This is a genomic window from Staphylococcus sp. HMSC062A01 (assembly GCF_001836805.1).
In the GTDB taxonomy this organism is placed as follows: domain Bacteria; phylum Bacillota; class Bacilli; order Staphylococcales; family Staphylococcaceae; genus Staphylococcus; species Staphylococcus haemolyticus.
In genome coordinates this window covers 38,082-64,936 of record NZ_KV830621.1, presented here as the reverse complement: position 1 = coordinate 64,936, position 26,855 = coordinate 38,082, and the positions used below count along the sequence as shown (strand labels likewise).

At 31.7% G+C, this 26,855-nt stretch carries 27 protein-coding genes; 1 reads left to right on the top strand and 26 read right to left on the bottom strand.

The window, feature by feature from the left end; translation table 11 throughout:
* Positions 1-24: 24 nt before the first annotated feature.
* The 9 genes from HMPREF2715_RS05640 to HMPREF2715_RS05600 all read right to left on the bottom strand — a co-directional run bounded on the left by HMPREF2715_RS05640 (position 25) and on the right by HMPREF2715_RS05600 (position 10,086).
* Positions 25-801, bottom strand: a complete 777-nt coding sequence (locus HMPREF2715_RS05640; protein WP_070839602.1) for a metal ABC transporter ATP-binding protein — start codon at positions 799-801, stop codon at positions 25-27.
* A gap of 247 nt (positions 802-1,048) precedes the next feature.
* Entirely contained in the window at positions 1,049-1,939 is an 891-nt protein-coding gene (locus HMPREF2715_RS05635) for a deoxyribonuclease IV (protein WP_070581598.1), read from the bottom strand.
* 9 nt (positions 1,940-1,948) lie between these two features.
* Positions 1,949-3,295: a DEAD/DEAH box helicase gene (locus tag HMPREF2715_RS05630; protein WP_070839599.1), complete on the bottom strand. Its 1,347-nt coding sequence runs from the start codon at positions 3,293-3,295 to the stop codon at positions 1,949-1,951.
* Between the two features lie 46 nt (positions 3,296-3,341).
* The gene (locus HMPREF2715_RS05625) at positions 3,342-4,442 is read right to left on the bottom strand and encodes a Nif3-like dinuclear metal center hexameric protein (RefSeq protein ID WP_070581596.1); all 1,101 of its coding nucleotides are present in this window, start codon (positions 4,440-4,442) and stop codon (positions 3,342-3,344) included.
* Positions 4,432-5,121 carry a tRNA (adenine(22)-N(1))-methyltransferase gene (locus tag HMPREF2715_RS05620; RefSeq protein WP_070581595.1) on the bottom strand — a complete coding sequence of 230 codons (690 nt, stop codon included), beginning with the start codon at positions 5,119-5,121 and terminating at the stop codon, positions 4,432-4,434. The genes HMPREF2715_RS05625 and HMPREF2715_RS05620 overlap by 11 nt, the downstream gene beginning before the upstream one ends.
* A gap of 241 nt (positions 5,122-5,362) precedes the next feature.
* The gene (gene rpoD / locus HMPREF2715_RS05615; RefSeq protein WP_011275651.1) at positions 5,363-6,469 is read right to left on the bottom strand and encodes an RNA polymerase sigma factor RpoD; all 1,107 of its coding nucleotides are present in this window, start codon (positions 6,467-6,469) and stop codon (positions 5,363-5,365) included.
* Positions 6,470-6,770: 301 nt separating this feature from the next.
* Positions 6,771-8,576 (bottom strand): DNA primase, encoded by a 1,806-nt coding sequence (gene dnaG, locus HMPREF2715_RS05610; RefSeq protein ID WP_070581593.1) that lies wholly within the window; start codon positions 8,574-8,576, stop codon positions 6,771-6,773.
* A gap of 59 nt (positions 8,577-8,635) precedes the next feature.
* Positions 8,636-9,451, bottom strand: coding sequence for a pyruvate, water dikinase regulatory protein (locus tag HMPREF2715_RS05605; protein WP_070441027.1), 816 nt, complete (start codon positions 9,449-9,451; stop codon positions 8,636-8,638).
* An 11-nt stretch (positions 9,452-9,462) separates the two neighbouring features.
* A complete protein-coding gene (locus HMPREF2715_RS05600) occupies positions 9,463-10,086 on the bottom strand; it encodes a transcriptional regulator CcpN (RefSeq protein WP_075140644.1) in 624 nt (207 codons plus the stop codon).
* Positions 10,087-10,424: 338 nt separating this feature from the next.
* Here HMPREF2715_RS05600 and HMPREF2715_RS05595 point away from each other — a divergent pair, with 338 nt between their 5' ends.
* Complete coding sequence (locus HMPREF2715_RS05595; RefSeq protein ID WP_070581592.1) at positions 10,425-11,816, top strand: glycine--tRNA ligase; 1,392 nt, start codon at positions 10,425-10,427, stop codon at positions 11,814-11,816.
* A 77-nt stretch (positions 11,817-11,893) separates the two neighbouring features.
* Here HMPREF2715_RS05595 and recO read toward each other — a convergent pair whose 3' ends face one another.
* The 17 genes from recO to hrcA all read right to left on the bottom strand — a co-directional run bounded on the left by recO (position 11,894) and on the right by hrcA (position 26,800).
* Positions 11,894-12,646 carry a DNA repair protein RecO gene (recO, locus tag HMPREF2715_RS05590; protein ID WP_070839596.1) on the bottom strand — a complete coding sequence of 251 codons (753 nt, stop codon included), beginning with the start codon at positions 12,644-12,646 and terminating at the stop codon, positions 11,894-11,896.
* Positions 12,647-12,677: 31 nt separating this feature from the next.
* A complete protein-coding gene (gene era, locus HMPREF2715_RS05585; protein ID WP_070581591.1) occupies positions 12,678-13,577 on the bottom strand; it encodes a GTPase Era in 900 nt (299 codons plus the stop codon).
* Positions 13,578-13,982 carry a cytidine deaminase gene (cdd, locus tag HMPREF2715_RS05580; protein WP_011275644.1) on the bottom strand — a complete coding sequence of 135 codons (405 nt, stop codon included), beginning with the start codon at positions 13,980-13,982 and terminating at the stop codon, positions 13,578-13,580.
* A gap of 19 nt (positions 13,983-14,001) precedes the next feature.
* Complete coding sequence (locus tag HMPREF2715_RS05575; RefSeq protein WP_037536612.1) at positions 14,002-14,337, bottom strand: diacylglycerol kinase family protein; 336 nt, start codon at positions 14,335-14,337, stop codon at positions 14,002-14,004.
* A 4-nt stretch (positions 14,338-14,341) separates the two neighbouring features.
* The gene (gene ybeY / locus HMPREF2715_RS05570) at positions 14,342-14,803 is read right to left on the bottom strand and encodes an rRNA maturation RNase YbeY (RefSeq protein WP_070441039.1); all 462 of its coding nucleotides are present in this window, start codon (positions 14,801-14,803) and stop codon (positions 14,342-14,344) included.
* Positions 14,804-15,751, bottom strand: coding sequence for a PhoH family protein (locus tag HMPREF2715_RS05565; RefSeq protein ID WP_070581590.1), 948 nt, complete (start codon positions 15,749-15,751; stop codon positions 14,804-14,806).
* Positions 15,752-16,063: 312 nt separating this feature from the next.
* Positions 16,064-16,753, bottom strand: a complete 690-nt coding sequence (locus tag HMPREF2715_RS05560) for a hypothetical protein (protein ID WP_070581589.1) — start codon at positions 16,751-16,753, stop codon at positions 16,064-16,066.
* An 18-nt stretch (positions 16,754-16,771) separates the two neighbouring features.
* The gene (gene floA, locus HMPREF2715_RS05555) at positions 16,772-17,758 is read right to left on the bottom strand and encodes a flotillin-like protein FloA (RefSeq protein WP_011275639.1); all 987 of its coding nucleotides are present in this window, start codon (positions 17,756-17,758) and stop codon (positions 16,772-16,774) included.
* Between the two features lie 12 nt (positions 17,759-17,770).
* The gene (locus HMPREF2715_RS05550) at positions 17,771-18,442 is read right to left on the bottom strand and encodes an NfeD family protein (protein WP_370591693.1); all 672 of its coding nucleotides are present in this window, start codon (positions 18,440-18,442) and stop codon (positions 17,771-17,773) included.
* A 196-nt stretch (positions 18,443-18,638) separates the two neighbouring features.
* Positions 18,639-18,815, bottom strand: a complete 177-nt coding sequence (gene rpsU, locus HMPREF2715_RS05545) for a 30S ribosomal protein S21 (protein WP_000048060.1) — start codon at positions 18,813-18,815, stop codon at positions 18,639-18,641.
* Positions 18,816-18,944: 129 nt separating this feature from the next.
* Positions 18,945-20,291: a tRNA (N(6)-L-threonylcarbamoyladenosine(37)-C(2))-methylthiotransferase MtaB gene (mtaB, locus tag HMPREF2715_RS05540; RefSeq protein ID WP_070441048.1), complete on the bottom strand. Its 1,347-nt coding sequence runs from the start codon at positions 20,289-20,291 to the stop codon at positions 18,945-18,947.
* Positions 20,292-20,296: 5 nt separating this feature from the next.
* Positions 20,297-21,049 (bottom strand): 16S rRNA (uracil(1498)-N(3))-methyltransferase, encoded by a 753-nt coding sequence (locus HMPREF2715_RS05535; RefSeq protein WP_070441051.1) that lies wholly within the window; start codon positions 21,047-21,049, stop codon positions 20,297-20,299.
* Between the two features lies 1 nt (position 21,050).
* The gene (gene prmA / locus HMPREF2715_RS05530) at positions 21,051-21,989 is read right to left on the bottom strand and encodes a 50S ribosomal protein L11 methyltransferase (protein ID WP_070839593.1); all 939 of its coding nucleotides are present in this window, start codon (positions 21,987-21,989) and stop codon (positions 21,051-21,053) included.
* 4 nt (positions 21,990-21,993) lie between these two features.
* Entirely contained in the window at positions 21,994-23,127 is a 1,134-nt protein-coding gene (dnaJ, locus tag HMPREF2715_RS05525; protein WP_070581587.1) for a molecular chaperone DnaJ, read from the bottom strand.
* 151 nt (positions 23,128-23,278) lie between these two features.
* Positions 23,279-25,114 carry a molecular chaperone DnaK gene (gene dnaK, locus HMPREF2715_RS05520; RefSeq protein ID WP_070441060.1) on the bottom strand — a complete coding sequence of 612 codons (1,836 nt, stop codon included), beginning with the start codon at positions 25,112-25,114 and terminating at the stop codon, positions 23,279-23,281.
* 50 nt (positions 25,115-25,164) lie between these two features.
* Positions 25,165-25,791 (bottom strand): nucleotide exchange factor GrpE, encoded by a 627-nt coding sequence (gene grpE, locus HMPREF2715_RS05515; RefSeq protein WP_070581585.1) that lies wholly within the window; start codon positions 25,789-25,791, stop codon positions 25,165-25,167.
* Between the two features lie 31 nt (positions 25,792-25,822).
* A complete protein-coding gene (gene hrcA / locus HMPREF2715_RS05510; RefSeq protein WP_070581584.1) occupies positions 25,823-26,800 on the bottom strand; it encodes a heat-inducible transcriptional repressor HrcA in 978 nt (325 codons plus the stop codon).
* Positions 26,801-26,855 lie beyond the last annotated feature (55 nt).

Below are 26,855 nucleotides of genomic sequence, written 5' to 3'. Positions count from 1 at the left end.
TTGTTACTCCTAATATATTAAATTTTAAACTTCACAACATTCTCTATTATGTTGATGATCTACAAATTTAATGGGGTGACCATAAATTTTAGAAATTTCAACTTCGTCTAATTTTTTGAAGTCCTCGGTTGATCCATGGAAATGTAAATGCTTATTTAAGCATGCTACTTTTGTTGCTGTATCAGCTACAACGCCAATGTCATGTGTTACTAATATAATCGTTATACCTTCATCTTTTAATCTTTCAAGCGTTTCATAAAATTCACTTACATGTTTTGCATCAATACCATTTGTAGGTTCATCTAAAACTAAGACAGAAGGATTGGAGATTAAAGCTCTCGCAATTAATACACGCTGTTGTTGTCCGCCGGAAAGTTCTGCAATATTCTTGTTGATAAGATGATTGATATTTAATCTAGTTAAAACGTCATCGACAAGTGCTTCATCTTTTTTATTAAACTTTTGAAATAACTTTTTTGTTTTAGTAAGACCACTAAGTACCACTTCTTTAACACTTGCTGGAAATCCAGCATTAAAAGCTGTAGCTTTTTGTGATACGTAACTAATCTTTAAAGCAGATTGATTTTGCTTTTTATATGATTTACCATCTATATATATTTCGCCCTTTTGCAACGAAAGCAATCCTAATATGATTTTTAGTAAAGTAGACTTACCTGCTCCATTGGGACCCACAATTGCTAAAAATTCACCTTTATTTATGTGTATATTAATATTTTCTAAAACTTGTTTATTATCAAATTGATAATCGATATTTTTTAATTCAAAAACAGGTTGATTCATTATTTCACCTCGTTTAATACTATACAGTTAAGTTTAGAAGTTGTAAATAGTAATGTTTACGACTTGATTTAATAGATAATAAAATGGAGCGATACTGAATTATTGTAAAATTAATTGTATCACTCCTGAGAAAATTATTAAGTCTGTGAAGAGTTATGGTTTAACGCCTTTTAAGGTTATACAGCTATTGTTTTATTACATCATAGCCTTAAATATTAATATTTGATTCACTTCCAATTAATAATAATTATTGCTGAAGAATTTTATATTTTAATTCTGAATCAAATTGTTGTGCTTTTAACATCTCTATTTCAAATTTATAAGGTGGTTTCTTATTTTTTTTATCTTCACCAACATAGGGTGTTTCTAAAATTTTAGGTATATCCTTGAAAACATCATGGTGTACTACATAATTTAATGCGTCAAATCCAATGTGACCGAATCCAATATTTTCGTGTCTATCTTTATGAGCACCTTTCTCATTTTTACTATCATTAACATGAACCACTTTTATTCGATCTAAGCCAATAATTTTATCAAATTCATTTAATACACCATCGAAATCCTCTTTAATGTTATATCCAGCATCATGAGTGTGACATGTATCAAAACAAATTGATAGTCGATCATTATGAGTAACCCCGTCAATAATTTGTGCGATTTCCTCAAAACTTCGTCCAACTTCAGATCCTTTTCCAGCCATAGTTTCTAGAGCGATGCGCACATCATTATCATGAGTTAAAACTTCATTCAATCCTTTAATAATCTGTTGAATACCTTTATCAGCACCAGCGCCAACATGTGAACCAGGATGTAGAACAATATCTTTAGCACCTAAAGCTTGTGTTCGTTCAATTTCATTTTGAAGGAAATCTACCCCTAATTGAAAGACTTCCGGTTTAGTAGTGTTAGCGATGTTTATAATATATGGAGCATGGACGACTAAATTAGATAAACCATATTTATCCATGGCTTCATGTCCTTTTTCGATATTTAAATCCTCTATGCTCTTTCTTCTTGTATTTTGAGGTGCGCCAGTATAAATCATAAATGTAGACTCACCAAATTTGTGTGCTTCTTCTGCAGAACCTTCTAACATCTTTTTACCACTCATAGAAACATGTGACCCAAGTAACATTGCTTTCACCTAACCCTTTTTATTATTTTTTCGTTGTTGTCTATTTTGTCTTTTACTAAATTGTTTTCTTTCTTGTCTCTTCATTCTTTCGACTTCTTGTTTGAATTTCTTTTTATAACCTGGTTTGACTTTATTTTTAGTCTTACTTCGCACTTTATGTTTTACTTCGTTCGTTAAGTGATCGTCTTTTCTTACACGCTTACGTCGAGTATTATGTGCTTTAATTGGTGTTAATTCATTATTTTTCACATCAACATTTTCAAAATGGTAGCCTTTATCTTCAATTAGTGTGATTAAATGTTCTTCATCCGGACTATAAAGTGTTATTGCCACACCTCTATAATTACCTCTACCTGTTCTACCCACACGGTGTGTAAAGAAGTCAATATCTTTAGGTACGTCAAAATTAATAACATGACTAACGCCTTCAATGTCTATACCTCGAGAAGCTAAATCACTTGCGATAACAAATTGAAATTCTAAATTACGTATACGTTTCATTTGTTGCTTACGCTCTCTAGGTGTTAAACCACCGTGTATCATGCCAACTTTAATACCGGCTGCATTTAATGAATTAGCTAATTCATCCGCATTATCTCTACTATTACAAAATACAATACATAAGTACGGATTTAAAATATTAATTAATTGAAGTGTTTTATCTACTTTTTCAGTACCTTTAGTTGGAATTAGATAAAATTCGATATTTTTTTTATTTTGAGATTTAGAATCAACTTCTACATACTCAGGATTACTAAGATATTTATTTAAAAATGGTTGTAAGGATTTAGGTATAGTAGCACTGAAGACAGCTATATGTGCATTTTCATCAAGGCGTGATGCAATTAAATCTACATCTTCAATTAATCCTAAATCAATCATTAAATCAGCTTCATCCACTATAAGATAAGATGCTAAGTGCGCATGTAAATGACCATTTTGAGCTAAATCATTAATTCTAGTTGGTGTTCCTATTACTAATTGCGGTTGATTACTTGTACGCTGTCTATCTTTTTCAATATCTGTACCACCAATAAACAAACTAACTTTAACGCCCTGTTTAAAAGTAGCTAGATGGCTTGCTGCATAATATAACTGTTGTGCTAATTCTCTTGTAGGTGCCACCACGATAGATTGAGGTTCTTTATTTTCAACGTCTATTTTATCCATTAACGGTAATAAAAATGCATGCGATTTCCCTGTACCTGTTTGAGATTGACCTATTAAATTAACTCCTTTTTTAATTCTAGGAATTATTCTATTTTGAATTTCAGTTGGTTTTTCAAATTTTAAATCTTTAATTGCTTCTATAAGTTTTGAGTCTAAATTAAATAACTCAAATGGATGAGTTGCCATCGATTAGGCCTCCTTAAAATATTCAATTGATGTTGATTAAATTTTTTTAGCTATATTTGAATGGGTCTGTATTAATATTAGAAGCTTCAATTGGGAAGTTTACATTTTCAGTATTTAACCAATGCTTCAATAAATCTTTAAGTCCCTCTCTCATTACATATTCACTATAATGATTAATATCTAAAATGGTTATGCCGTTAGTCTGTGCATCAAGTGCATCATGGTGTTTAACGTCCCCTGTTATAAAGATATCAGCACCCTTATTGAAGGCAAGTGATTCAAATCCAATTCCAGAGCCACCAATAATTGCTACATTTCGAATGAGTTTACCAGAATCACCAGTATATCTAACACTAGGTATATCAAGCTGCTTTTTCACAAATTTCACAAATTCAGCTAATGGCATTGCTTCTTCCATATTCCCGATTTTACCAAGTCCATAATTAGCAGTTTTAGTCATTTTAATAAAATCATAAACTGGCGTTTCATAAGGATGGTTGCTAATAATTGCTTTTTCAGCTAATTCATATTGACTATCTTTAATCATAAATTCAATTTTAACTTCGTTCACGTATTCAATATTGTTTATTTGACCTAAATATGGTTTAGCTTCACCTACAGGTTTGAACTGACCGCGACCCTCAGTTTCATAAAAACAATATTCATAATTACCTTCTTTTGCAAGTCCTACTTGATCAAGGCTATTTTTAAAGGTTTCTATATTTTCCTTAGGTATATAAGTCTGAACTTTAAAATAGGTTTCATTTTCTTGTGTTAAAAATTGTATATTGTTTAACTTTAATTTATTAGCTAGCATTTGGTTTACACCATTAACGTGGTTATCAAGGTTCGTGTGTAGAGCAATGAGGTTAATATCATGACGAATAATTTTTTGAATTAATTGTCCATAACCATCATCAATAATTGATTTTACTCCCTTAAAAATGAGTGGATGATGAGCGATAATCGTGTTGTAACCATTATCTATTGCTTGGTTAACAATTGAGTCGGTACAATCCAGAGTAGTTAAAATACCATTGATTTCAGATTCATTATTACCTATAAGTAATCCAACGTTGTCCCAACTTTCTGCTGTTTTGAGAGGAACGTGATTATCAACAATAGACATTAACTCTTTAATCTTCATAATTTAACACCTCAGTAATTAATGATATATCATTCTCTATTTCTTTAAGTCTCTCATGATGTGATTCTGAATTCAATTGATTGCGAATATGTTTAAGTGCTTCTAATTCATGATTCCATTTCTTATAAAAAATTTCATTTTTCTTTTGTAATAGCTTAGGTCCAAATTTTAATTCTTTATTATTCAAATTTTCACTATTAGTATTGTATTCAGCTACAACTATTTCGTAAATATGTCCTTTTTCTTCCATAATAATCTCATCAACAATGTGATAGTTGATAGACATTAAAGTATATCTTAATGCTTCAGTCTGAATGTTACTTTGAAGAACTAGTCTAGGGCCTTGAACTAGATGCTCTTTTCCTTCTTTTAATATTTTAGCAATTAACGGACCGCCCATACCACAAATAGTTATATTCTGTATTGATTCGCTTTTGCTTATAACACTCAATCCATCCCCTAATCGAACATCAATTACATCATTAAGTTGATTTACTAATACATTTTTTTTTGCTGCTTCATATGGACCTTTAATAACTTCCCCAGCAATAGCACTAGAGATTAAATTATTTTGAATTGCATAAATTGGAAGATATGCATGGTCAGAACCAATGTCAGCCAATTTTCCAGGAACAAGGTAATTGCAAACAGAGGTTAATCTTTGATTTAAAGTTATCATAGGTATCTCCTTTACTATAAAAAGAGACTGGGACAAAGTTAAGTGTCTCAGCCTAAAATTCTCTTTAGCTCAATATAGTAACGTTTAAAATGAAATTGAATTATCATGGTAGATAATAGAATCATTAATTAGTAAATGCTACAAATTAACTAATTAATTGAAATGAATATTTCAAAATTTTAAACATTAATTACTCTATGAGCATTGAAAATAAATAAAGTTTTAACTCGAATTATTAAAATTAATCCATAAAGTCCTTTAATCTCTTACTTCGACTTGGGTGTCTAAGTTTTCTTAGTGCTTTTGCTTCAATTTGACGAATTCTTTCACGTGTAACACCAAAGACTTTACCAACTTCTTCAAGTGTTCTTGTTCGACCATCGTCTAAACCAAATCTTAAGCGTAAAACATTTTCTTCACGGTCAGTAAGCGTATCTAAAACATCTTCTAATTGTTCTTTTAAAAGTTCGTAAGCTGCATGGTCAGATGGACTTTGCGCCTCTTGGTCTTCAATGAAGTCACCTAAATGACTATCATCTTCCTCACCTATTGGCGTTTCTAATGATACTGGTTCTTGAGCAATTTTAAGAATTTCACGTACTTTTTCTGGAGGTAAATCCATCTCTTCTCCGATTTCTTCAGGTGCAGGATCACGACCTAAATCTTGTAATAATTGTCTTTGAACACGTATTAACTTATTAATTGTTTCAACCATGTGGACTGGAATTCTAATTGTACGTGCTTGGTCGGCAATCGCTCTTGTAATTGCTTGTCGAATCCACCAAGTTGCATAAGTGGAGAATTTAAATCCTTTGCTAAAATCAAATTTCTCAACAGCTTTTATTAATCCCATGTTGCCCTCTTGAATTAAATCAAGGAATAACATGCCACGTCCAACATATCTTTTTGCGATACTTACAACTAGTCGTAAATTAGCTTCAGCTAACCTAGACTTAGCAATCTCATCACCTTGCTCAATTCGTTTAGCTAATTCAATTTCTTCTTGAGCACTTAGTAGATTAACTCGGCCAATTTCTTTTAAGTACATTCTTACAGGATCATTAATTTTGACACCTGGAGGGGCACTTAAATCATTTGGGTTTAATTTTTCATCAGTATCTGAGCTATCTTTCTCATTTACTAAACTAATATCATTATCATTTAATTGGTCAAAGAAATCATCCATTTGATCAGAATCCATATCGAAATTTTGCAATTTTTCGGCTATTTCCTCATGACTAAGGTGACCTTCCTTTTTACCTTTATCGATTAATTGTTTCTTAACATCTTCTAATGTTAATGTCGGATCTATTGTTTGTTTTTTAATTTTAACTTGGTTATCAGACATGAAAAGGCCTCCCAATAGTAATATTTGCTTTCAAACAAGATATTTAATTATATAATATTTCAATATAATAAGAAAAGTATTAATAAAAATTCATAATAATGGTAACATTTCATATTCAATATTTGAATGTTTAATATCAATTATATTTAAACGACATCACATTAATTAAATATTACTTATATTCCATATCTACCCGTTAAAAACGCATAATAACCATTATACAATAATGGTTATTAAATAGAAATACTATTTATATGATTTATTAAAGTATGCAATTTTATAGCAGTTTTTATAGTAATAGTTACATACGAGCTTTATTTTTATTAACGATTTGTTCCAAATAATATTTTTGCAATTCTACGTCGCCTATCCGTGACGCTTCACGTAATTTATGATTTAATTCTTCAAGTGTATCTCCATACTTTGATTCATTGATGACATTCATGTAATCTTCTATTTCACTATCATAAGGCTCTTGATTTAAATCATAATTATCCAAAGCGATAATTGCATCTCTCAAATTATCATTATCTGTGTAAAGTATCATATCGCTAATTGTATAACTGTCATTTTCAGCGTAAAAATCTTCTAAAACACTATATATACGTTTGAAAAATTGATTATCAAAGTCACCACTCTCAAGATGCTTATGATAATTTAAGAATAAGTCTTTATCATTCATAAAATGTTTAAGTAAGGCTCTTTCAGCACTTTCATGTTTTGATAAATGACTAAATAAATTATTTGTATTATTTTGTATTTCACTATCATATGATTGATAATCGTTAAAATGAGGTTCGCTAGGAATATATTGTTGTTGATTCAACACATTGCTATTTAGAGTATTAGAATCAACATTAAATATATGTGCTACATCTTTGATTATCTTATTCTGCAAAATTTGAGAATTCATTAATGCAATATCTTGGGTAACTTCTTTAAGATAACGTTCATAAGCTAAGTCATTATTAGCAATTTCATCTTTGTGTTTATTTACTTTATAAATGATAAATGATTTCTTTTCATTATTTACATATTCAAGAAATTTTTCATTACCATATTTAGTTATATACTCATCTGGATCCATATCTTTAGGTAATTGAACCACAAAAACATTAAATCCTTGTTGTAAAAGGTGTTGCCCAGTTTTAATTGTTGCTTCTTGACCAGCGAAATCACCATCAAACATTAGAGTAATATGAGATGTTAATTTTTTTAGAACAGTAATGTGTTCATCTGATATAGCTGTTCCCATACTTGCAATGACCGGTTTTAGTCCTGATGAATCTGATTTAATTACATCCATAAATCCTTCTAATAAAATGGCTTCATCATTTTTTCGTATATGCTTTCTAGCATTATCAAGATTATATAATAATCTTCTCTTTTGAAATATGGGTGTTTCCGGACTGTTTAAATATTTAGGTTCTTGATTATTATATGTTCTACCTGAATAGCCCACAATACGACCCTGAGCATTATTTAAAGGGAACATAATGCGATCTCTAAACCTATCAAAATAGCTGAAATTTTCTTCATTTCGTGATAAAAGACCAGCTTCGTACGCGAGTTCTATATCATAACCTTTTTGTTGTAAAAAGTCATGACAAAAGTGAGTATGATTAGGCGCATAACCAATACCACGTGATTTAATAAGTTCTTCAGTAAAACCACGTTTTTTTAGATAATTTAATGCCTCTTCACCTTCTACTGTCTTAAGTAAAGCATATTGATAATATTCAAGCATTAATTCATGCATCTCAATCATTGTTAAATCATTCGATGCTATTTGACTTGTATAGTCACTACTATTACCAATATCAACTGAAATGTTAATTCTTTCTCCTAGATCTTTTACAGCCTCTACAAATGATAAATCTTTTATCTCTTGAGTAAATTGAAAGACATTACCACCTTTTTTACAACCAAAGCAATGACAAATTTGTTTATCTTCAGATACAGTAAACGAAGGAGTCTTCTCATCATGAAAAGGACACAAACCAATGTAATTGCGTCCTCTTTTTTCTAATTTTACATATTCACTTACTAGATCCAAAATATCGGTCTTATCTTTAATTTCATTAATTACTGATTGTTCAATACGCAATATATATCACCTATAAATTGTAGTCATAATATTATACTTTGTCTAAAGATAAATTAAAACTATTTTGATTGACTTTCGATTATATTAATAACATCATTAGCTGTTTCTTCAATTGCTTTATCAGATACATCAATGACTGCACATCCAATTCTGTCTACGATATCTTCGAAGTATTTAATCTCTTCTTTAATACGTATTTCATTAGCGTATCTTGCTGAATCACCTAATCCAAGCTGTTTCAAACGTTGTTTTCTAATACGATTTAATTTTTCTTCACTAATTCTTAAAGCGATGCATTTTGATGAGTCAATGTCAAATAACATGTCCGGTGGGGTTACTTCAGGTACAATTGGAACGTTCATCACTTTATAACTTTTATGGGCTAAATATTGAGATAAAGGAGTTTTTGATGTTCTTGAAACACCAATTAATACTATATCCGCTTTAGGTAATCCTTTAGGGTCTTTTCCATCATCATATTTTACCGCAAACTCAATCGCATCAATTTTCTTAAAATAAGCGTCATCTAAACGATGGACTCTACCAGGTTGATTATATGGATTCTCTTCAAAAGCATCTTTTAAATAGCCCATTAATGGTCCCATAATATCAATAGAACGTAACTTATTAGTACCTATCTTACTTTCCATATATGTTTTCATTTCTGGTTTAACTAACGTATAAACTATAATTGCATTTCTGTCATTTGCTACTTGAATAACTTCATCAATGTCCTCTTTTGTCTCGATATAAGGATACCTTAAAAATTCATGTTTACATTCCTTTGGATTGAATTGAGAAATACATGCTCTTGTTACTAATTCAGCAGTTTCTCCAATTGAATCAGAAGCGATGATTATCTTTATATTTTCCATCGTTCTACCACCTATTCTTTAAATAATGATACAAATAATTTTGCAATTGTTGTTTTTGAAATTCTACCAGTGACTTGATATTTATTATTACCTTTATTTTTTACAATGGGTATTGAGTCGATTTCTTTCTCTATCATTTGATCTGCAGCATATATAATAAGTTCATCTTCTTCTAAATAAGTTAAGTTAGGCATTCTAGACATGTTTACACTGATAGGCATTGTATGAATATCCTCTCCAATCATAGATGCTCGTAACAAATCCTTTCTTGAACAAACGCCTATAAAATCATTATGCTCATTTGTAATGAATAAAGTACCTGCGTCTTCTAAAAAGATGGTACAAATAGCATCATAAACAGTCATATCTTCTTTTACAATGACTGGTGGAGACATATAGTCTTTAACAACATATTGGCGTAATTTATCGGTCATTAATTTGTTTTTTGATTTTCCTGAATAATAATAACCAACTCGAGGTCTAGCTTCTAAAAAACCGGACATAGTTAAAATTGCTAGGTCAGGTCTTAGAGTAGCACGCGTTAAATCTAATTTTTCGGCAATGTGTTCTCCAGTGATGGGTCCACCGCTTTTGACTATTTCAATGATTTGCTCTTGTCTTTTACTAAGTTCTATAGGTCTTCACCCCTTTTTTATTCACGTCTATTATACCTATTTATTTATGTAGCTACAAATACATATAATTTCTTGCTATTAAATAATCAATCTATTAAACTAATAGTAAGCGAGTTAAGGATGGTGTAAGCTTAACAATTTTAATTTGGCTAATATTAAAACTTTATAAAAGAGAGTGGCTACACTAATTTGGGTGGAACCGCGGGTTATTAAGGTATCAACTATATTAAAATAATATAGTAAAATAAATTAACTCGTCCCAAGATAATGATAAATGTAATTAATACATTTATTTATTGTCTTGGGGCGTTTTTATGTATTAAATAAGGAGAGATTATATGGTTAAAGATATGGAAACAATTGTATCATTAGCGAAACACAGAGGATTTGTATTTCCTGGTAGTGATATTTATGGTGGATTATCAAACACATGGGATTATGGCCCATTAGGTGTTGAATTAAAAAATAACGTGAAAAAAGCATGGTGGCAGAAGTTCATAACTCAATCACCATTTAATGTTGGTATTGATGCTGCAATTTTAATGAATCCTAAAACTTGGGAAGCTTCAGGTCACTTAGGTAACTTTAATGATCCTATGATTGACAATAAAGATAGTAAGATTCGTTATCGTGCAGATAAATTAATTGAAGATTACATGCAAAAAGAAAAAGGCGACGAAAACTTTATCGCTGATGGTTTGAGTTTCGATGAAATGAAACGTATTATTGATGATGAAGGTATTGTGTGCCCGGTAAGTGGAACTGCTAATTGGACAGATATTCGTCAATTTAATCTTATGTTTAAAACATTCCAAGGTGTTACAGAAGATTCTACAAATGAAATTTTCTTAAGACCAGAAACTGCACAAGGTATTTTTGTGAATTACAAAAACGTGCAACGTTCTATGCGTAAAAAATTACCATTTGGTATTGGTCAAATTGGTAAGTCTTTCCGTAATGAAATTACACCAGGAAACTTCATCTTCAGAACTAGAGAATTCGAACAAATGGAATTGGAATTCTTCTGTAAACCAGGTGAAGAAATTGAATGGCAAAATTATTGGAAAACATTTGCTAGTCAATGGTTAAAAGATTTAAATATCAATGAAGAAAACATGAGATTACGTGACCATGACGAAGAAGAGTTATCTCATTACTCTAATGCTACGACAGATATCGAATATCGTTTCCCATTTGGTTGGGGTGAATTATGGGGTATCGCAAGCCGTACTGACTTTGACTTGAAAAAACATAGTGAACATTCAGGTGAAGACTTTAAATATCACGACCCTGAAACAAACGAAAAGTATGTTCCATACTGTGTTGAACCATCTCTTGGTGCTGATCGTGTTACATTAGCATTCTTATGTGATGCATATGAAGAAGAAGGTGTTGAAGGAAGCAAAGATGCACGTACAGTGATGCATTTCCACCCTGCTCTAGCACCTTATAAAGCCGCTGTTTTACCATTAAGTAAAAAATTATCTGAAGAAGCTATTAAGATTTTCGAACAATTAAGTTCTAAATTTGCAATTGATTTTGACGAGTCTCAATCAATTGGTAAACGTTACCGTAGACAAGATGAAATTGGTACACCTTATTGTATTACATTTGATTTTGACTCATTAGAAGATAATCAAGTTACAGTACGTGACCGTGATTCAATGGAACAAGTGCGTATGCCTATTTCAGAGTTAGAAACATTTTTAGCTGAAAAAGTGGCATTCTAATAAAATGTGAATAATTAGTACTAACCCCACCTCAAATTTCTTTGTGGTGGGGTTTTAAGTGTGAGTATTGTTGGATATTAATATTGTATACGTTTAAGTTGGTTAATTAGCTTTTGACCTTTAAAGTACATGCCTGCATATTCTTTATAAATTAATAATATTAATTCTGACATTTCATCTAATATTTCTTGGCTAATGTTAAATTGATTCATTTTATCAATTGGTAATTTTTGTAAAACATCTAATAAGTATAACGTTTTGTTAGATATTCGAAAGGCATGTGGGTCTTTGTGTAATTCTGATTCAAGAATAGTTCCATCATATACAAAACTATACGCAACTAATTTTGATTGATCAAAGCTATTTGAAATAGCTGAGTGATTAAAAAATGCTGTAAACCCAAAACGATTCATACATTTTAAAAGAACTATAATTGACATTAATTGAGCTGAATCACCATTTGAAATCTTTTCGAGTACGAAGTGTAAAAGTTGGTAATGGAACCGTGAAATGTCATCATTATCCATAGAACGTTCAATTGCCTCTGCACATAACGTAGCATAACTACTATTAAATATATCTAAACGTAAATAATAATATTGATTGATAACATCAACTGAACTTAATGTACCCATACCTTTCCATTTATTATAAATAAATAAGCCATACACAAATAGTTGCGTATGGGCTTGCAAACCTGTTTTTGATTTTTTAGCTCGTCTAACCATTAATGGTATTTTTGCACCATGCTCGTTTAATATTGTAATAATTTTATCAGATTCTCCATAATCTACGGACTTTATGATGATACCTTTTTGTTTTTCGAGCATAGTTTCACGACCTTTCTAAAATCAAATATTTTTAATCTTGATCTTCAATATATCCCATTTGACGAATAAAATTAACTTTATTTCGCCAATCTTTTTGAACTTTTACCCATAGTTCCAAATAAACTTTTGAGCCTAGTAACATTTCAATATCATGTCTTGCTCTTTTACCGACTTCTTTTAGTTTTTTGCCACCTTTACCGATAACAATACCTTTTTGTGAATCTCTCTCAACAAAAATAGTAGCTTCAACTCTAACACGCTCGTCATTTTCTTTAATCATTCTATCTACATTTACGCCTATTGCATGCGGAATTTCTTCACTAGTTAAATGTAAAATTTTCTCACGTATGATTTCACTGACAACAAACTGTTCAGGGTGATCTGAGATTTGATCATCTGGATAGTATTTTGGACCTTCAGGTAAATATGTTTTCAACACATCTATAAAATGGTCAACATTTAGTCCTTCTAAAGCTGATATTGGTACGATTTCAGTAAAATCCATGTATTTTTGATATTGTTCTATTCTTGGCATTAGAGCATCAGGATGAACTAAATCGATTTTATTTAATACTAAGAAAACGGGCGTCCTAACATTCTTTAGCATTTCCATGATATATTCATCGCCACGACCGATTTCTTCATTAACGTTAACCATGAACATGATTGCATCAATTTCAGATAGAGTATTTTTTGCAACACGCATCATATAATCACCTAATTTGTGTTTAGGCTTATGAATACCCGGTGTGTCTAAAAATATGATTTGTGCATCATTTCTAGTCATTACACCTTGGATTTTATTTCGAGTTGTTTGAGCCTTGTCGGACATAATTGCAATTTTATGGCCAATAACTCTATTCATAAATGTAGATTTTCCTACATTCGGTCTTCCTATTATTGATACAAATCCTGACTTATGTTCTGTCATTTATTCTAAATCCTTTCCTGAAAAGCCATGTGGTAATAAATCTCCCACAGTTGACTCAAGTAATTCCCCTTTATGGTTTGTCATATATACCGGCATATCATCATCGCATAATTCTTTAAGTACCTGTCTACAAGTTCCGCAAGGAGAAGACGGTTTTTCAGAATCAACAGTTACTGTTATTGATTCAAAATCTCCAGGTCGATAACCTTCAGATATTGCGGCCACTAAACTAGAACGTTCAGCACAAATGGTAGCAGGGTAAGCTGCATTTTCAACATTAGCACCATAGAACGTACGGCCGTCTTTGGTCTTTAAATAAGCACCTACTTTAAAGTTGCTGTATGGTACATACGCACGGCTTTGAGCTTCTCTAGCTTCTTGAAAATAATGTGATTGATAAGTCATTTAAACATCCCCTTTATAGTTAGAAAATATGAGGTAAAAATATAACTAATCCAGTTATTAAAGCAAATATTGATACCAACATAACACTAAATGCGGCAATATCTTTAGCCTGTTTAGCAAGTTCATGATAATCCATTGTAACCAAATCAACTACACATTCAATTGCAGTATTAACAGCTTCTAAGGTTAATACTAAAAAGATGGCTAGTAATATAAATAACCACTCTATAGCACTCAATTGATAAATATAACCTAAAATAATTGTTATAAAAGCAATAATGATATGTAGTAAATAATTATGATCTTTTAGAAGAAGCGTTTTTAACCCATCATACGTATGTTTAAAACGTTTAATATGTTTAATCTCTAGTCAATCCATATGCATTTAGTATAGTGTCTTGACGGCCAAACATTTCTTTCTCATCTTCTTCATTCATATGATCATAACCTAATAAATGTAAAAATCCATGAAGCGCTAAAAATCCAAGTTCTCTTTCAAATGAATGCCCGTATGAGTCAGCTTGTTCTTCAGCTACATTAGTGCAGATAATAATATCACCGAGAACTCTAGGCATATCTAGTCCAACAATTTCTGGTTCGTCTTCTTCAAGAGCGAATGAAATAACATCTGTTACTTTATCGTTATCGCGATAAGTTTTATTTATTTCTTGAATTTCATTTTTATCTACGAATGTGACTGAAAGTTCAGCATCCTCGTTAATTTGCTCTTGTTCTTTAGCAAAATTTAGTAAATTTTCAATCTGATGATACCAAGATTCATTTACCAGGTCTGTATGATCATTAAAATCAATTGTAAACATTTAAATGTCTCCTTCATAGCGATCAATTATTTTACTTACTAATGGGTGTCTTACAACATCACTTTGATCTAATTGCATAATGTTAATTCCTTTGACACCATGTAATTTTTTGACTGCTTCTTTTAGTCCACTTTTAACACCTTTTGGTAAATCGATTTGAGTTTGATCTCCTGTTACTACCATTTTAGAACCAAACCCAAGTCGTGTTAAGAACATCTTCATTTGAGCATGCGTTGTATTTTGAGCTTCATCTAAAATCACAAACGCATCATCAAGTGTACGACCACGCATATAGGCTAAAGGCGCAATTTCAATAGTACCTCTCTCTATAAATCGAGCTGTTTGTTCTCTTCCTAATACAGTGTTTAATCCGTCATAAAGAGGTCTTAAATAAGGGTCTACTTTTTCTTTTAAATCACCGGGTAAAAATCCAAGAGACTCTCCTGCTTCAACAGCTGGTCTTGTTAATACAATACGTTTTACTGAGCCCTTTCTTAGTTGTTTAGCTGCATATACCACTGCTAAAAAAGTTTTACCAGTACCTGCAGGCCCAATGCCAAAGACTAAGTCATTATTCTTCATTGCATTAACATATAGTCTTTGTCCCATAGTTTTTGCTCTAATAGTTTTTCCATAAGCATCTTTTGTAATTTCTTCATCATATAAATCAATAAGGTGATGTATTGTATCATTTTTAGCCATTTTTATTGCAACTTCTACATCTTTTAATGTAATTGTGTTACCCATTTCAATTACTTTTAATAAATTTTTAAGAACTAATTCTGACTTTTCTACAGGCTCTATTTTTTGACCTTTAACTGCTATTTCTTGGCCACGAGCATGTATTTCGACATCAAATGCCTCCTCAATCGCATTAATATGTTCATCATTATTACCAATTAATGCTTGAGAATGGTTAATATCGTCTATTTGAATTATTCCTGGCATACAAGCGCTCCTTTTCACTTAAACAATGTAAAATCTTTTGATTATATTAGTTTCACTTAAAATTCAAAAATTAAACATGATTTGTTAATCTTCAAAAAAGTAAAACTTAATTAAGTTTAGTAAATTAACTTTCATTTAAATTTTACTAAAGTCTGTTAAAGTATACAAATTTAATTGGCTTTGTGTGCTGATTTATTAAATTATAATATGAGCCTTTTCTTTTTAATAAAATAAAAAAACCCGAAAATCATTTAAAAATGAAATTCGGGTTAAATATAATTTTTAATTATAAAATTATAACATTTCTTCAAATTATAATTGTTTAGGTTTATTGAGAATTTCTTGCCATATAATACCATTTACAACAGGATCATTATCAAACTGAAAACTTTGATGTGTCATATCTTGTTCTATTGCTTTACTATTTAACAATTGTTTTAATCTATAGCGTTTGGTACGTTCAGATAGATTTTTATCATTGATAATAGTTCTTGCTTTATTTTCAATTCTAGAAAGGTGTTTTTCTTTTTCACGGTCGATTTCTGTACGTACGTTATATAAATCGTCTACAAGTTGTTTTTCTAATTCTTTTTGAAGTTTATTCGAGTCTCTATTGCTCTCGCGTGAACTGGCAGATTGACGTGTTTCTCTTTCAACTCTACCACGTTGCCTTGCAGAACGCTCTAATTCCTCTGGTACGCTCTCTTTTTCGATTTCTTTTTCAAGTTTTTGATCCTGATAAACACGTTTTGTGTTAGGCTGTTTATCTTTCTTTTGTTTGTTAGATGGTTTATCTTCGTTTGTAAATTCCTTTTCTAACTCACTAAATGCTTCTTCAATTTGCTCAAAAAAACCTTTTTCATGAGTTTCTTTTTTGTCAGAAGTTGACTTTTTTGGCTGAGGGGGTCTTTGATTTTTTCTTTGTTCATGACTCTTATCCCTCATCGCACTAATACCTGTAACAATTATGGATATTATAAAAATTATAATACCAATATTCATCTAATCACCCCTTAAATTTTACTTTGGTGATTCATCTTCATTTTGTTCAGTACGTTTGTTTATCGCATTTCTCATGCCAGTGTCAGCCTCTACGTTTTTTAAATTGTAGTAATCTTTGACACCCAAATTGCCTTCACGTAATGCTTCTGCCATCGCAAGTGGAACTTCAGATTCTGCTTCAACCACTTTAGCACGCATTTCTTGAACACGCGCTTTCATTTCTTGTTCAGAAGCTACGGCCATAGCACGACGTTCTTCAGCTTTAGCTTGTGCAATATTCTTATCTGCAAGTGCTTGTTCTGTTTGTAAGTCAGCACCGATATTTTTGCCAATATCTACGTCAGCGATATCGATAGATAAAATTTCGAAGGCTGTACCTGAATCAAGACCTTTACTTAAGACAGTCTTAGAAATGTTATCAGGGTTCTCAAGTACTTGTGTATGATGCTCACTTGAACCAATAGTAGAAACAATACCTTCACCTACACGAGCAATGATTGTTTCTTCTCCGGAACCACCAACTAAACGAGAGATGTTTGCACGTACAGTAATTCTAGCTTTCGCTTTTACTTCTATACCGTTCATTGCAACACCAGTAATAAATGGTGTTTCAATTACTTTAGGGTTTACAGACATTTGAACTGCCTCAAGAACGTCACGTCCAGCTAAGTCAATAGCTGCACCACGTTCGAATGGTAAGTTAATATCTGCACGTTGAGCAGCAATATTTGCATCGACTACTCTATCTACATTACCCCCCGCTAAGTAATGTGATTCTAATTGATTTGTTGTAAGGTTCAAACCTGCCTTATGTGCTTTAATTAATGGACCAATTACCTTACGCGGTGATACTCGACGTAATCTCATACCTACTAATGTTCCAATACCTACTTTAACTCCAGCAGCAATTGCTGATATCCAAAGTCCTACTGGGACAAATGAGAATAACACTAGTAAAGCAATGACAATGATTACTGCTATAACTATAATGCCTAATCCAAACATTTAACCACTCCTCTATGTATTTTCAATCTCTCTAACAACGACTCTAGATCCTTCTACCTCAAGAATTTTAACTTCTTTATTTCTTAAAATAAAAGCGCCATCTGATACGGCATCTATTCTTTCATTATCAAGCGTTATAATTCCTGCAGGTCTTAAATCTGTCACAGTACGAGCTGTTTGACCAACTAAATGAGAACGATCATCGTGAGATCTATATCCTGCTTCTGAATTAGTAGAATCTTTTAACACAACTTTATCTAAAAATGGAATTTTCCTTTTAAACCATTTCACTAATATCACCCATTCAATAATTGCCAATATTGACGCAATCACAACGTTTAATAGCATCAAGAGAATGTTATCTCCTAACATTATTATGCTAAGTATAATCAGTGATATACCAATAATACCTATGACCGCACCAATGACAAATAATTCAATAATAACGAGTATTGCTCCAACGAAGAATAGCAATACAGAAATCAGATTAACATCACCGTTTATTAAAAAACCGAGAAAGAGAATTAAAAGTGCAAGTATTGCAATAATTCCTGCAAAGTTAATACGCTTCGAATACAATTGATATAAAAAGCCTAAAAAAATGATACATGTTAATATAAGTGATATTAATGGACTCGTTACGAACTGGGATAAATTATTAAATAAATTATTAGTGGTTAAAATGGAATTGATAATTGTATGTATTGCAATGAAATAGGTCACAATTTCACCTCGCTCTCAATTCCAATTATACATGAATAAACTTAGTTATAATAGTGATAGTAGAATCTTTAACATAAAAAAGCTCTCGACTAGTTTAACTAATCGAGAGCATATATATAATTAATATTCTTGTTGAGGGAGTCAACAGAGTTATTAATTATTTGAATTTACGTTTACGTGCAGCTTCTGATTTCTTTTTACGTTTAACACTTGGTTTTTCGTAAAATTCACGTTTACGTACTTCTTGGATAGTACCACTTTTAGATACTGAACGTTTAAATCTACGTAATGCATCTTCAAGTGATTCATTTTTACGTACTACTGTTTTAGACATCTGTATTTCCCTCCCTCCAAATATCAACGGAACTTTAAAGTCATTGCATAGTAGGATACAACTATGCTTTACTTAGTATAATATATGAATTTATTATGGTCAATTCCAAATTATTATAAATTTTAAAAATTATAATAATACGCCTTCTTCAGATTTGTTCGTTGCGTGTTCTACAATTCTCACGACTTTACCTGTATTAATAGGATAATCAGCTTTAGCGATTTTTACTTTTACAATTTGACCGATTAAAGAGTCATTGCCTTCAAATTGTACTTTCATATAGTTGTCAGCATACCCCACCAATGTTCCTTCTATCTCGCCAGCTTCTTCAGGAATAACTTCTAAAACTTCATCTTCAAATTTAGAGGCATATTCTTTAGCTAATTGATCACTTAATGTGATTAATTTATGCACACGTTCATTTTTGATAGTTTCATCAATTTGATCATCCATACGAGCTGCAGGTGTACCAATTCTAGCTGAATATGGGAAAACATGTAATTCAGAGAATTTGTGTTTAACAATAAAATCATAAGTTTCTTGAAATTCCTCTTCCGTTTCACCTGGAAATCCAACTATAACATCGCTTGTAACAGCTAAATCTGGTAATGCATCATGTAATTTCATGATTCTTTCTGAAAAATGTTCCATAGTATATTTACGTCTCATTCGTTTTAAGACAGTATCTGAACCTGATTGTAATGGAACATGTAAATGTCTAACAACTTTATTTGAACGTTTTAGAACATCAATGACCTCATCTGTTAATTGACTGGCTTCAATAGAAGAAATTCTAATTCGTTCAAGTCCATCAATTTCTTCTAAATCACGGAGTAACTGTGCCAAATTATAATCTTTTAAATCTTGACCATAGCCACCGGTATGAATACCAGTTAAAACAATTTCTTTATAACCAGCGTTAACTAATTGAGTAGCTTGTTCAACCACTTTTTCTGGATCACGTGAACGCATTAATCCACGCGCCCATGGTATGATACAAAATGTACAGAAATTATTACACCCTTCTTGGATCTTCAGTGAAGCTCTTGTTCTATCAGTAAAATATGGTACATCTAATTCTTCATAAGTACGATTTTTCATGATATTTCCAACACCATTGATTGGTTGACGTTCTTCTCTGAATTGTTGGATATAGTCTAATAGTTTATGTCTATCCTGTGTACCTACCACTACATCTACGCCAGGAATTTCCATGATTTCTGCAGAAGATGTCTGAGCATAACACCCTGTCACACATACCACTGCGTCTGGATTTTGTCGAATTGCTCTTCTAATTATTTGTCTACTTTTTTTATCTCCAGTATTTGTTACTGTACAAGTGTTGATTACGAAGACGTCTGCATTAGTTTCAAAATCAACTCTGTCATAATCAGCGTCTTTAAATAATTGCCAAATTGCTTCAGTTTCATAATGGTTTACTTTGCAACCTAATGTGTGAAACGCAACTGTTGACATAATATTCACCCCATTAATTCATTTTCATAACTGATAGCACTTAAAGCGTAAAGTGGCGCCGTTTCTGCCCGTAAAATTCGAGGTCCTAAACCAACATTGAAACTCGTTTCATTTAATAAATTGATTTCATTTTCTGAAAAGCCGCCTTCAGGACCAAATATTAATAAAATACGATCGTTAGTTTTAAACTTCTTCAAGGTTTCTTTAAAAAGACTAACTTCACCACGTTTTGCTTCATCTTCGTATGCTAACAAGATATAGTCATAATGATTAATAGTATCATAAATCTCATTTAAATTCGACTTAAAAATTATATTAGGAATAATTAAGCGATAGCTTTGTTCAGCAGCCTCTTTAATAATCTTTTGCCAGCGTTCTAATTTTTTTTGAACTTTATTTGAGGTAAGCTTTACTACAGATCTGTCCATTTCTACAGCTATAAAACTATCAGCACCTAATTCAGTAGCTTTTTGAATTAGCCATTCATATTTATCGGCTTTAATTAATCCACTACATATAGTAACCTGTACTGGTAACTCTGAATTGATATCAATCTGCTCTATTAGTTTAATTTCAATTGACTCATTTTCAATAGTAATAATTTCCGATTTGAAAACTATTTTATCTTTAAATGTTATAATAATCTGATTACCAATTGTATTTCTCATCACATTAGTAATATGATGTATATCTTCTTTATTTGTTATAAAAAAACGCTGACTTTCATCAGCGTTTTGATTGATAAAGTATCTTTGCAAATTATTCACTCACTTTCTGACCTACAATACATACCCAACCATTGTCATGATTTACTGATTTAATATCAAATCCAACATTTTCCATTTGATTTAATATTTGTTTATGTTTTTCCTCTATAATACCTGATGTTATAAAATAACCATCTTTATTTAGAGTATTATAAGCATCTTCAATCATATCTTCAATAATATGAGCTAAAATATTTGCAATAACAATATCAAATTTTTCAGTTTCATTCTTTAATAAGTTTCCTGATACAGCTTCAATTGCATCTTCACAATGATTTTTAGCAAAGTTTTCTTTAGCAACGTTAACAGCCAATTCATCAATATCCAAAGCTTTAATTCTTTTAACTCCAAGTAAATGACTGGCAATACTTAATATACCAGAACCTGTTCCAACATCAATAACGGAATTGTCAGGATCAACGTAGGTCTCAATTGCATTTAGACACATGCTTGTTGTTGGATGATCTCCAGTTCCAAATGCCATTCCTGGGTCTAATTCAATACACTTTTCAGAATCATCTTCTTTAGTGTATTGTTCCCAACTTGGCACAATTGTGAATTTTTCTGAGGCTCTAAAGGGATGAAAATAATTTTTCCACTCGTTCTCCCAATCTACTTCAGCTATAGTTTGCTCAGAAAAATCTAAAACAGTTGAATCAATATTTTCAAGGTTAGTGACAGCTGTCTTAATATTATTTCTTAAAGAATCATCAAACTTTAATTCGTTGAAATAAGCTTTTAACCGGACACCTTTTTCAGGATAATCTTCTTGTTTCAGTTCATAAATTTCACCGAATTTATCGGCAGGTTGATTAATTAAATCATTAGAATCTTCAATTACAACACCATTTGATCCATAATTTTCTAATATATCAGTAACTAAAGGTTCAACTTCATGGTTTACAACAATCGAAAGTTCTGTCCAGTTCATTCGCTTATTCTCCTTTAAAGAATTTGCGTGCTCTATCTTTAAAATTAGATGGTTGTTCTTCAATCGATTCACCATTTAATTCAGCAAACTCTCTCATTATTTCTTTTTGTCTATCTGTTAGTTTTGTAGGTGTAACTACTTTAATATTAACAAATAAATCACCATGACCATATCCATGAACATTTTTGACACCTTTATCTTTTAATCGGAACTGTTTACCAGTTTGAGTGCCAGAAGGAATTGTCAACATAACATTACCATTAAGTGTTGGAACTTTTATTTCATCCCCAAGAGAAGCTTGAGGGAAACTAACATCTAAATTGTAATAAAGATCGTCTCCATCACGTTCAAATTTATCAGAAGGTTTGACCCTAAATACGACATACAAGTCGCCGTGTGGTCCGCCATTTTCTCCTGGTGTTCCTTCGCCAGCAAGTCTAATTTGTTGGTCATTATCTACACCTTCAGGTACAGTTACTTCTAATTTAACTGTTTTATTTTCTGTACCTTTACCATGACATGTTGGGCATGGTTCTTCAAATTCTTGACCAGTTCCATCACATTTCGGACATGTTTGTTGAGTTCTTACACGACCTAAAATTGTATTTTGCTCAACTGACACATGACCTGCCCCATTACAATAACTACATGTTTTTTTACTTGTACCTGGTTTAGCACCATCGCCATTACAAGTGTGACATGTCACATCTTTACGAATTGAGATTTCTTTTTTAGTTCCAAATACAGCTTCTTCAAATTCTAGTGTCATTGTATATTGTAGATCATCACCTTTTCTAGGTGCATTAGGATCTCTTTGACGTGAGCCACCAAAGAATGAACTGAAGATGTCTTCAAATCCACCTCCGCCAAATCCACTAAAGTCTTGGCCACTAAATCCTTGACCACCAAAACCACCTTGAGGTCCGTCGTGACCAAATTGGTCATAATTTGCTCTTTTATTATCATCGCTTAGGACTTCGTAAGCTTCTGAAATCTCTTTAAATTTCTCATCTGCACCCTCTTCTTTATTGATATCAGGGTGATATTTTTTTGATAATTTACGATATGCTTTTTTGATTTCATCTTTAGATGCATCTTTACTTACACCTAGGACGTCATAATAGTCTCTTTTAGCCACAATCATCTCTCCTTAACTTAATTATTTACTAGGTTTAAAAGAACGAAGTTATAAAATAAAAAGTCAAAGCCAATGTTCAATTGACTTTGACTTTTTGGCTTACATTCATAATAGTTTGCTAATTAAAGCATACTTTACAAACGGTTAGCAATTATTTTTTACCTTCATCATCATTAACTTCTTTAAATTCAGCATCTTCAACATTGCTATCGTTTTGAGTTTGTTGAGTACCTTCTTGGGCTTGTTGCTGAGCTTGTTGAGCTTGTTGATATACTTTTGCAGATAAATCTTGAATTACTTTTTCAAGTTCTTCTTTTTTAGCTTTAATATCTTCGATATCTTGCCCTTCAAGAGCAGATTTTAAAGCATCTTTTTTACTTTCCGCATTAGATTTATCGTCATCACTTATATTGTCGCCAAGGTCAGTAATTGTTTTTTCTACTTGGAATACTAAGCTATCTGCTTCATTTCTTAAATCTACTTCTTCACGACGTTTTTTATCTGCTTCTGCGTTTTCTTCAGCATCTTTAACCATTCGGTCGATTTCTTCATCAGAAAGAGCAGAGCTTGATTGAATAGTAATATTTTGTTCTTTATTAGTACCTAAGTCTTTAGCAGTTACATTAACGATACCATTTTTATCAATATCAAATGTTACTTCGATTTGTGGTACACCTCGTGGAGCCGGTGGAATGTCAGTTAATTGGAATCTTCCTAAAGTTTTGTTATCAGATGCCATTGGACGTTCACCTTGCAATACATGAATATCCACTGCTGGTTGGTTGTCAGCTGCAGTTGAATAAACTTGAGATTTTGAAGTTGGGATTGTAGTATTACGTTCGATCAACGTATTCATACGTCCACCCATAATTTCAATACCTAATGATAATGGTGTTACGTCTAATAATACAACATCTTTAACATCACCAGTGATAACGCCACCTTGAATTGCAGCACCCATTGCTACTACTTCGTCTGGGTTTACACCTTTATGAGGATCTTTACCAATTTCTTTTTTAACAGCTTCTTGAACTGCTGGGATACGTGTTGAACCACCTACAAGAATAACTTCGTCAATTTCAGAAGTTGATAAACCAGCGTCTTTTAATGCTTGACGAGTTGGTTCCATAGTTCTTCTAATTAATGAATCAGCTAATTCTTCAAATTTAGAACGAGTAAGGCTAATTTCTAAGTGTAATGGACCACTTTCACCAGCTGAAATAAATGGTAATGAAATTTGAGTTTGTGAAACGCCAGATAAGTCTTTTTTAGCTTTTTCTGCAGCGTCTTTTAAACGTTGTAATGCCATTTTATCTTGAGATAAATCTACGCCATTTTCTTTTTTGAATTCTGATACTAAGTAGTCAATAATTACTTGGTCAAAGTCATCACCACCAAGTTTGTTGTCACCTGCAGTTGATAGTACTTCGAATACACCGTCACCTAATTCAAGAATTGATACGTCAAAAGTACCGCCACCTAAGTCGAATACTAATACTTTTTGATCTTGATCAGTTTTATCTAAACCGTATGCTAATGCAGCTGCAGTAGGTTCGTTGATAATACGTTCAACTTCTAAACCAGCAATTTTACCAGCATCTTTTGTGGCTTGACGTTCAGCATCATTGAAATATGCAGGAACTGTGATAACAGCTTTATCTACTTTGTCACCTAAATAACTTTCAGCAGTGCTTTTAAGGTTTTGTAATACCATAGCTGAAATTTCTTGAGGTGTATAAGATTTACCTTCAATATCTACTTTATAGTCAGTACCCATATGACGTTTTATTGATTGTACAGTGTTTGGGTTAGTGATAGCTTGTCGTTTTGCTACTTCACCGACTTGTGTTTCACCATTTTTGAATGCCACAACTGATGGAGTTGTTCTAGCACCTTCTGGGTTTTGAATTACTTTAGGTTCATCGCCTTCTAAAACAGCTACACATGAATTTGTTGTTCCTAAGTCAATACCGATTACTTTACTCATAATAAAATTCCTCCAATTTTAATATTTAATATATGGTATTTTTCGTCAATTTATTGATTTACTTTTACCATAGATGGTCTCAATACTCTATCTTTTAACTTATAACCTTTTTGTAGTTCTTGAGTAATATCACCAGATTTGAAATCTGGATTATCATCTTGAACGACAGCCTGGTGGAAGTTAGGGTCAAAAGCTTGACCTTCAGATTCGATTTCTTCAAGACCATTATCTTTTAATGCTCTAAGTAAACTTTCGTGTACCATTTGAACACCTTTTTGAAGTGATTTAAACGATTCATCATCACCTTCAATTTGAAGTGCGCGTTCAATATTATCAATCGTTGGTAAAATGTCAGTTAGAACACGTTGAGATTGATAAGTTTTATTAGTTTCATTTTCTTTCTGAATTCGTCTTTTATAATTTTCGAATTCAGCGTATAATCTTAAATATTTCTCTTCATTTTCATTAGCTTTTAATTGTAATTGCTGAATTTCTTCATCTTTAGGATCAACTACAGTTTCTTCAGAACTTTCTTCATTCGAACTGTCGTTAGATGAATTATCACTATCAGAAGTACTACCTTCAACACTATCAACTGTTGAAGTTTCTTCATTCTTAACTTCTTGTTCTTCAGTATATTCAGAATTACTTTTTACTGATTCATCTTTTTCTGTCATTTTTTACCCTCCAATATAATTACAATTAAAATTACCATATTTGGTTAAGTAATTGAATCACATTCTGATAACGCATCGCTGTAGGTCCAATAACCGCAATTTGACCTTTTAATGAATTGTCGAAGTGATATTGACTCGTTACAATGGATATATCACTAAGACTTTCATCAATTTCTTTTCCTATCTTAACGTTAATATCATTTGATGTAATTGTCTGGAGCAATTCAGTGATTCTCTCAGATTCTAGATATTGTAAAATTGGTTGAATTGATGAAACATTTGATTCATTTAACGCATCAATTAGTTTAACCTTTCCACCTAGGAAAATGCTATTACTTTGTTTGTTAATATGAGAATTTATCATCTTAACAATGTCATTAATAAATCGATTCTCTTCATTCGAGCTAGCAAAAGAATTAATTTTATTTGATAGTTTGGCGCTCATTTCTAAATTATTGTTACTAATAAAATTAGAAATAGCGATTAATCTATCGGATGATAACTCAAGTGAATAATTCAAGTGAAAATGCTCAACATGACCAGAATTATAAATAATTACTAAAATCATGATCGAATCATTTGCTTTAATCAAATGAACATTATTAATCATTTCTTCACTATGCTTTGGACGTACAACTAAAGTTGCATAATGAGATTTCATTGACAACTCATTTGCAAAGTAGCTTAATGCTGAAGAAATATCATAGTGATTCTCAATCAATAGTTGATTTAAACGTTGTATTTTATTTTTATTTTGACGAGAGGTTTGTTTTAACAATTGATCGACATAAAGTCTAAACCCTTCTTCGGAAGGTGAACGCCCTGAAGAAGAATGCGTCTTCTCTAAAAAGTTCAAATCTTCAAGTAGCTTCATCTCATTCCTTATTGTTGCAGGACTGACATCTAAATGATGTCTATCAATCAAAGCTTTAGAACCTATAGGTTGTCCTAAATCAACATAATCTTCAACAATTGCATTTAAAATGCTTAATTGTCTTTGTGTAATCATGTTTTCACCTCATTAGCACTCTTTTGTTCTAAGTGCTAATTATAATTTATCAAAT

Coding starts and splice junctions, on each gene's coding strand:
- rpoD (WP_011275651.1), bottom strand. CDS start 6,469: ATGTCTGATAACCAAGTTAAAATTAAAAAACAAACAATAGATCCGACA.
- HMPREF2715_RS05635 (WP_070581598.1), bottom strand. CDS start 1,939: ATGTTACTTGGGTCACATGTTTCTATGAGTGGTAAAAAGATGTTAGAA.
- prmA (WP_070839593.1), bottom strand. CDS start 21,989: ATGAACTGGACAGAACTTTCGATTGTTGTAAACCATGAAGTTGAACCT.
- HMPREF2715_RS05605 (WP_070441027.1), bottom strand. CDS start 9,451: ATGGAAAATATAAAGATAATCATCGCTTCTGATTCAATTGGAGAAACT.
- HMPREF2715_RS05625 (WP_070581596.1), bottom strand. CDS start 4,442: ATGAAGATTAAAGAGTTAATGTCTATTGTTGATAATCACGTTCCTCTC.
- HMPREF2715_RS05565 (WP_070581590.1), bottom strand. CDS start 15,751: ATGCCAGGAATAATTCAAATAGACGATATTAACCATTCTCAAGCATTA.
- dnaK (WP_070441060.1), bottom strand. CDS start 25,114: ATGAGTAAAGTAATCGGTATTGACTTAGGAACAACAAATTCATGTGTA.
- HMPREF2715_RS05595 (WP_070581592.1), top strand. CDS start 10,425: ATGGTTAAAGATATGGAAACAATTGTATCATTAGCGAAACACAGAGGA.
- ybeY (WP_070441039.1), bottom strand. CDS start 14,803: ATGTTTACAATTGATTTTAATGATCATACAGACCTGGTAAATGAATCT.
- HMPREF2715_RS05640 (WP_070839602.1), bottom strand. CDS start 801: ATGAATCAACCTGTTTTTGAATTAAAAAATATCGATTATCAATTTGAT.
- HMPREF2715_RS05630 (WP_070839599.1), bottom strand. CDS start 3,295: ATGGCAACTCATCCATTTGAGTTATTTAATTTAGACTCAAAACTTATA.
- floA (WP_011275639.1), bottom strand. CDS start 17,758: ATGTTTGGATTAGGCATTATAGTTATAGCAGTAATCATTGTCATTGCT.
- grpE (WP_070581585.1), bottom strand. CDS start 25,791: ATGACAGAAAAAGATGAATCAGTAAAAAGTAATTCTGAATATACTGAA.
- recO (WP_070839596.1), bottom strand. CDS start 12,646: ATGCTCGAAAAACAAAAAGGTATCATCATAAAGTCCGTAGATTATGGA.
- HMPREF2715_RS05560 (WP_070581589.1), bottom strand. CDS start 16,753: ATGAATATTGGTATTATAATTTTTATAATATCCATAATTGTTACAGGT.
- cdd (WP_011275644.1), bottom strand. CDS start 13,982: ATGACTTATCAATCACATTATTTTCAAGAAGCTAGAGAAGCTCAAAGC.
- mtaB (WP_070441048.1), bottom strand. CDS start 20,291: ATGTCAACAGTTGCGTTTCACACATTAGGTTGCAAAGTAAACCATTAT.
- hrcA (WP_070581584.1), bottom strand. CDS start 26,800: ATGATTACACAAAGACAATTAAGCATTTTAAATGCAATTGTTGAAGAT.
- HMPREF2715_RS05620 (WP_070581595.1), bottom strand. CDS start 5,121: ATGATAACTTTAAATCAAAGATTAACCTCTGTTTGCAATTACCTTGTT.
- era (WP_070581591.1), bottom strand. CDS start 13,577: ATGACAGAACATAAGTCAGGATTTGTATCAATAATAGGAAGACCGAAT.
- rpsU (WP_000048060.1), bottom strand. CDS start 18,815: ATGTCTAAAACAGTAGTACGTAAAAATGAATCACTTGAAGATGCATTA.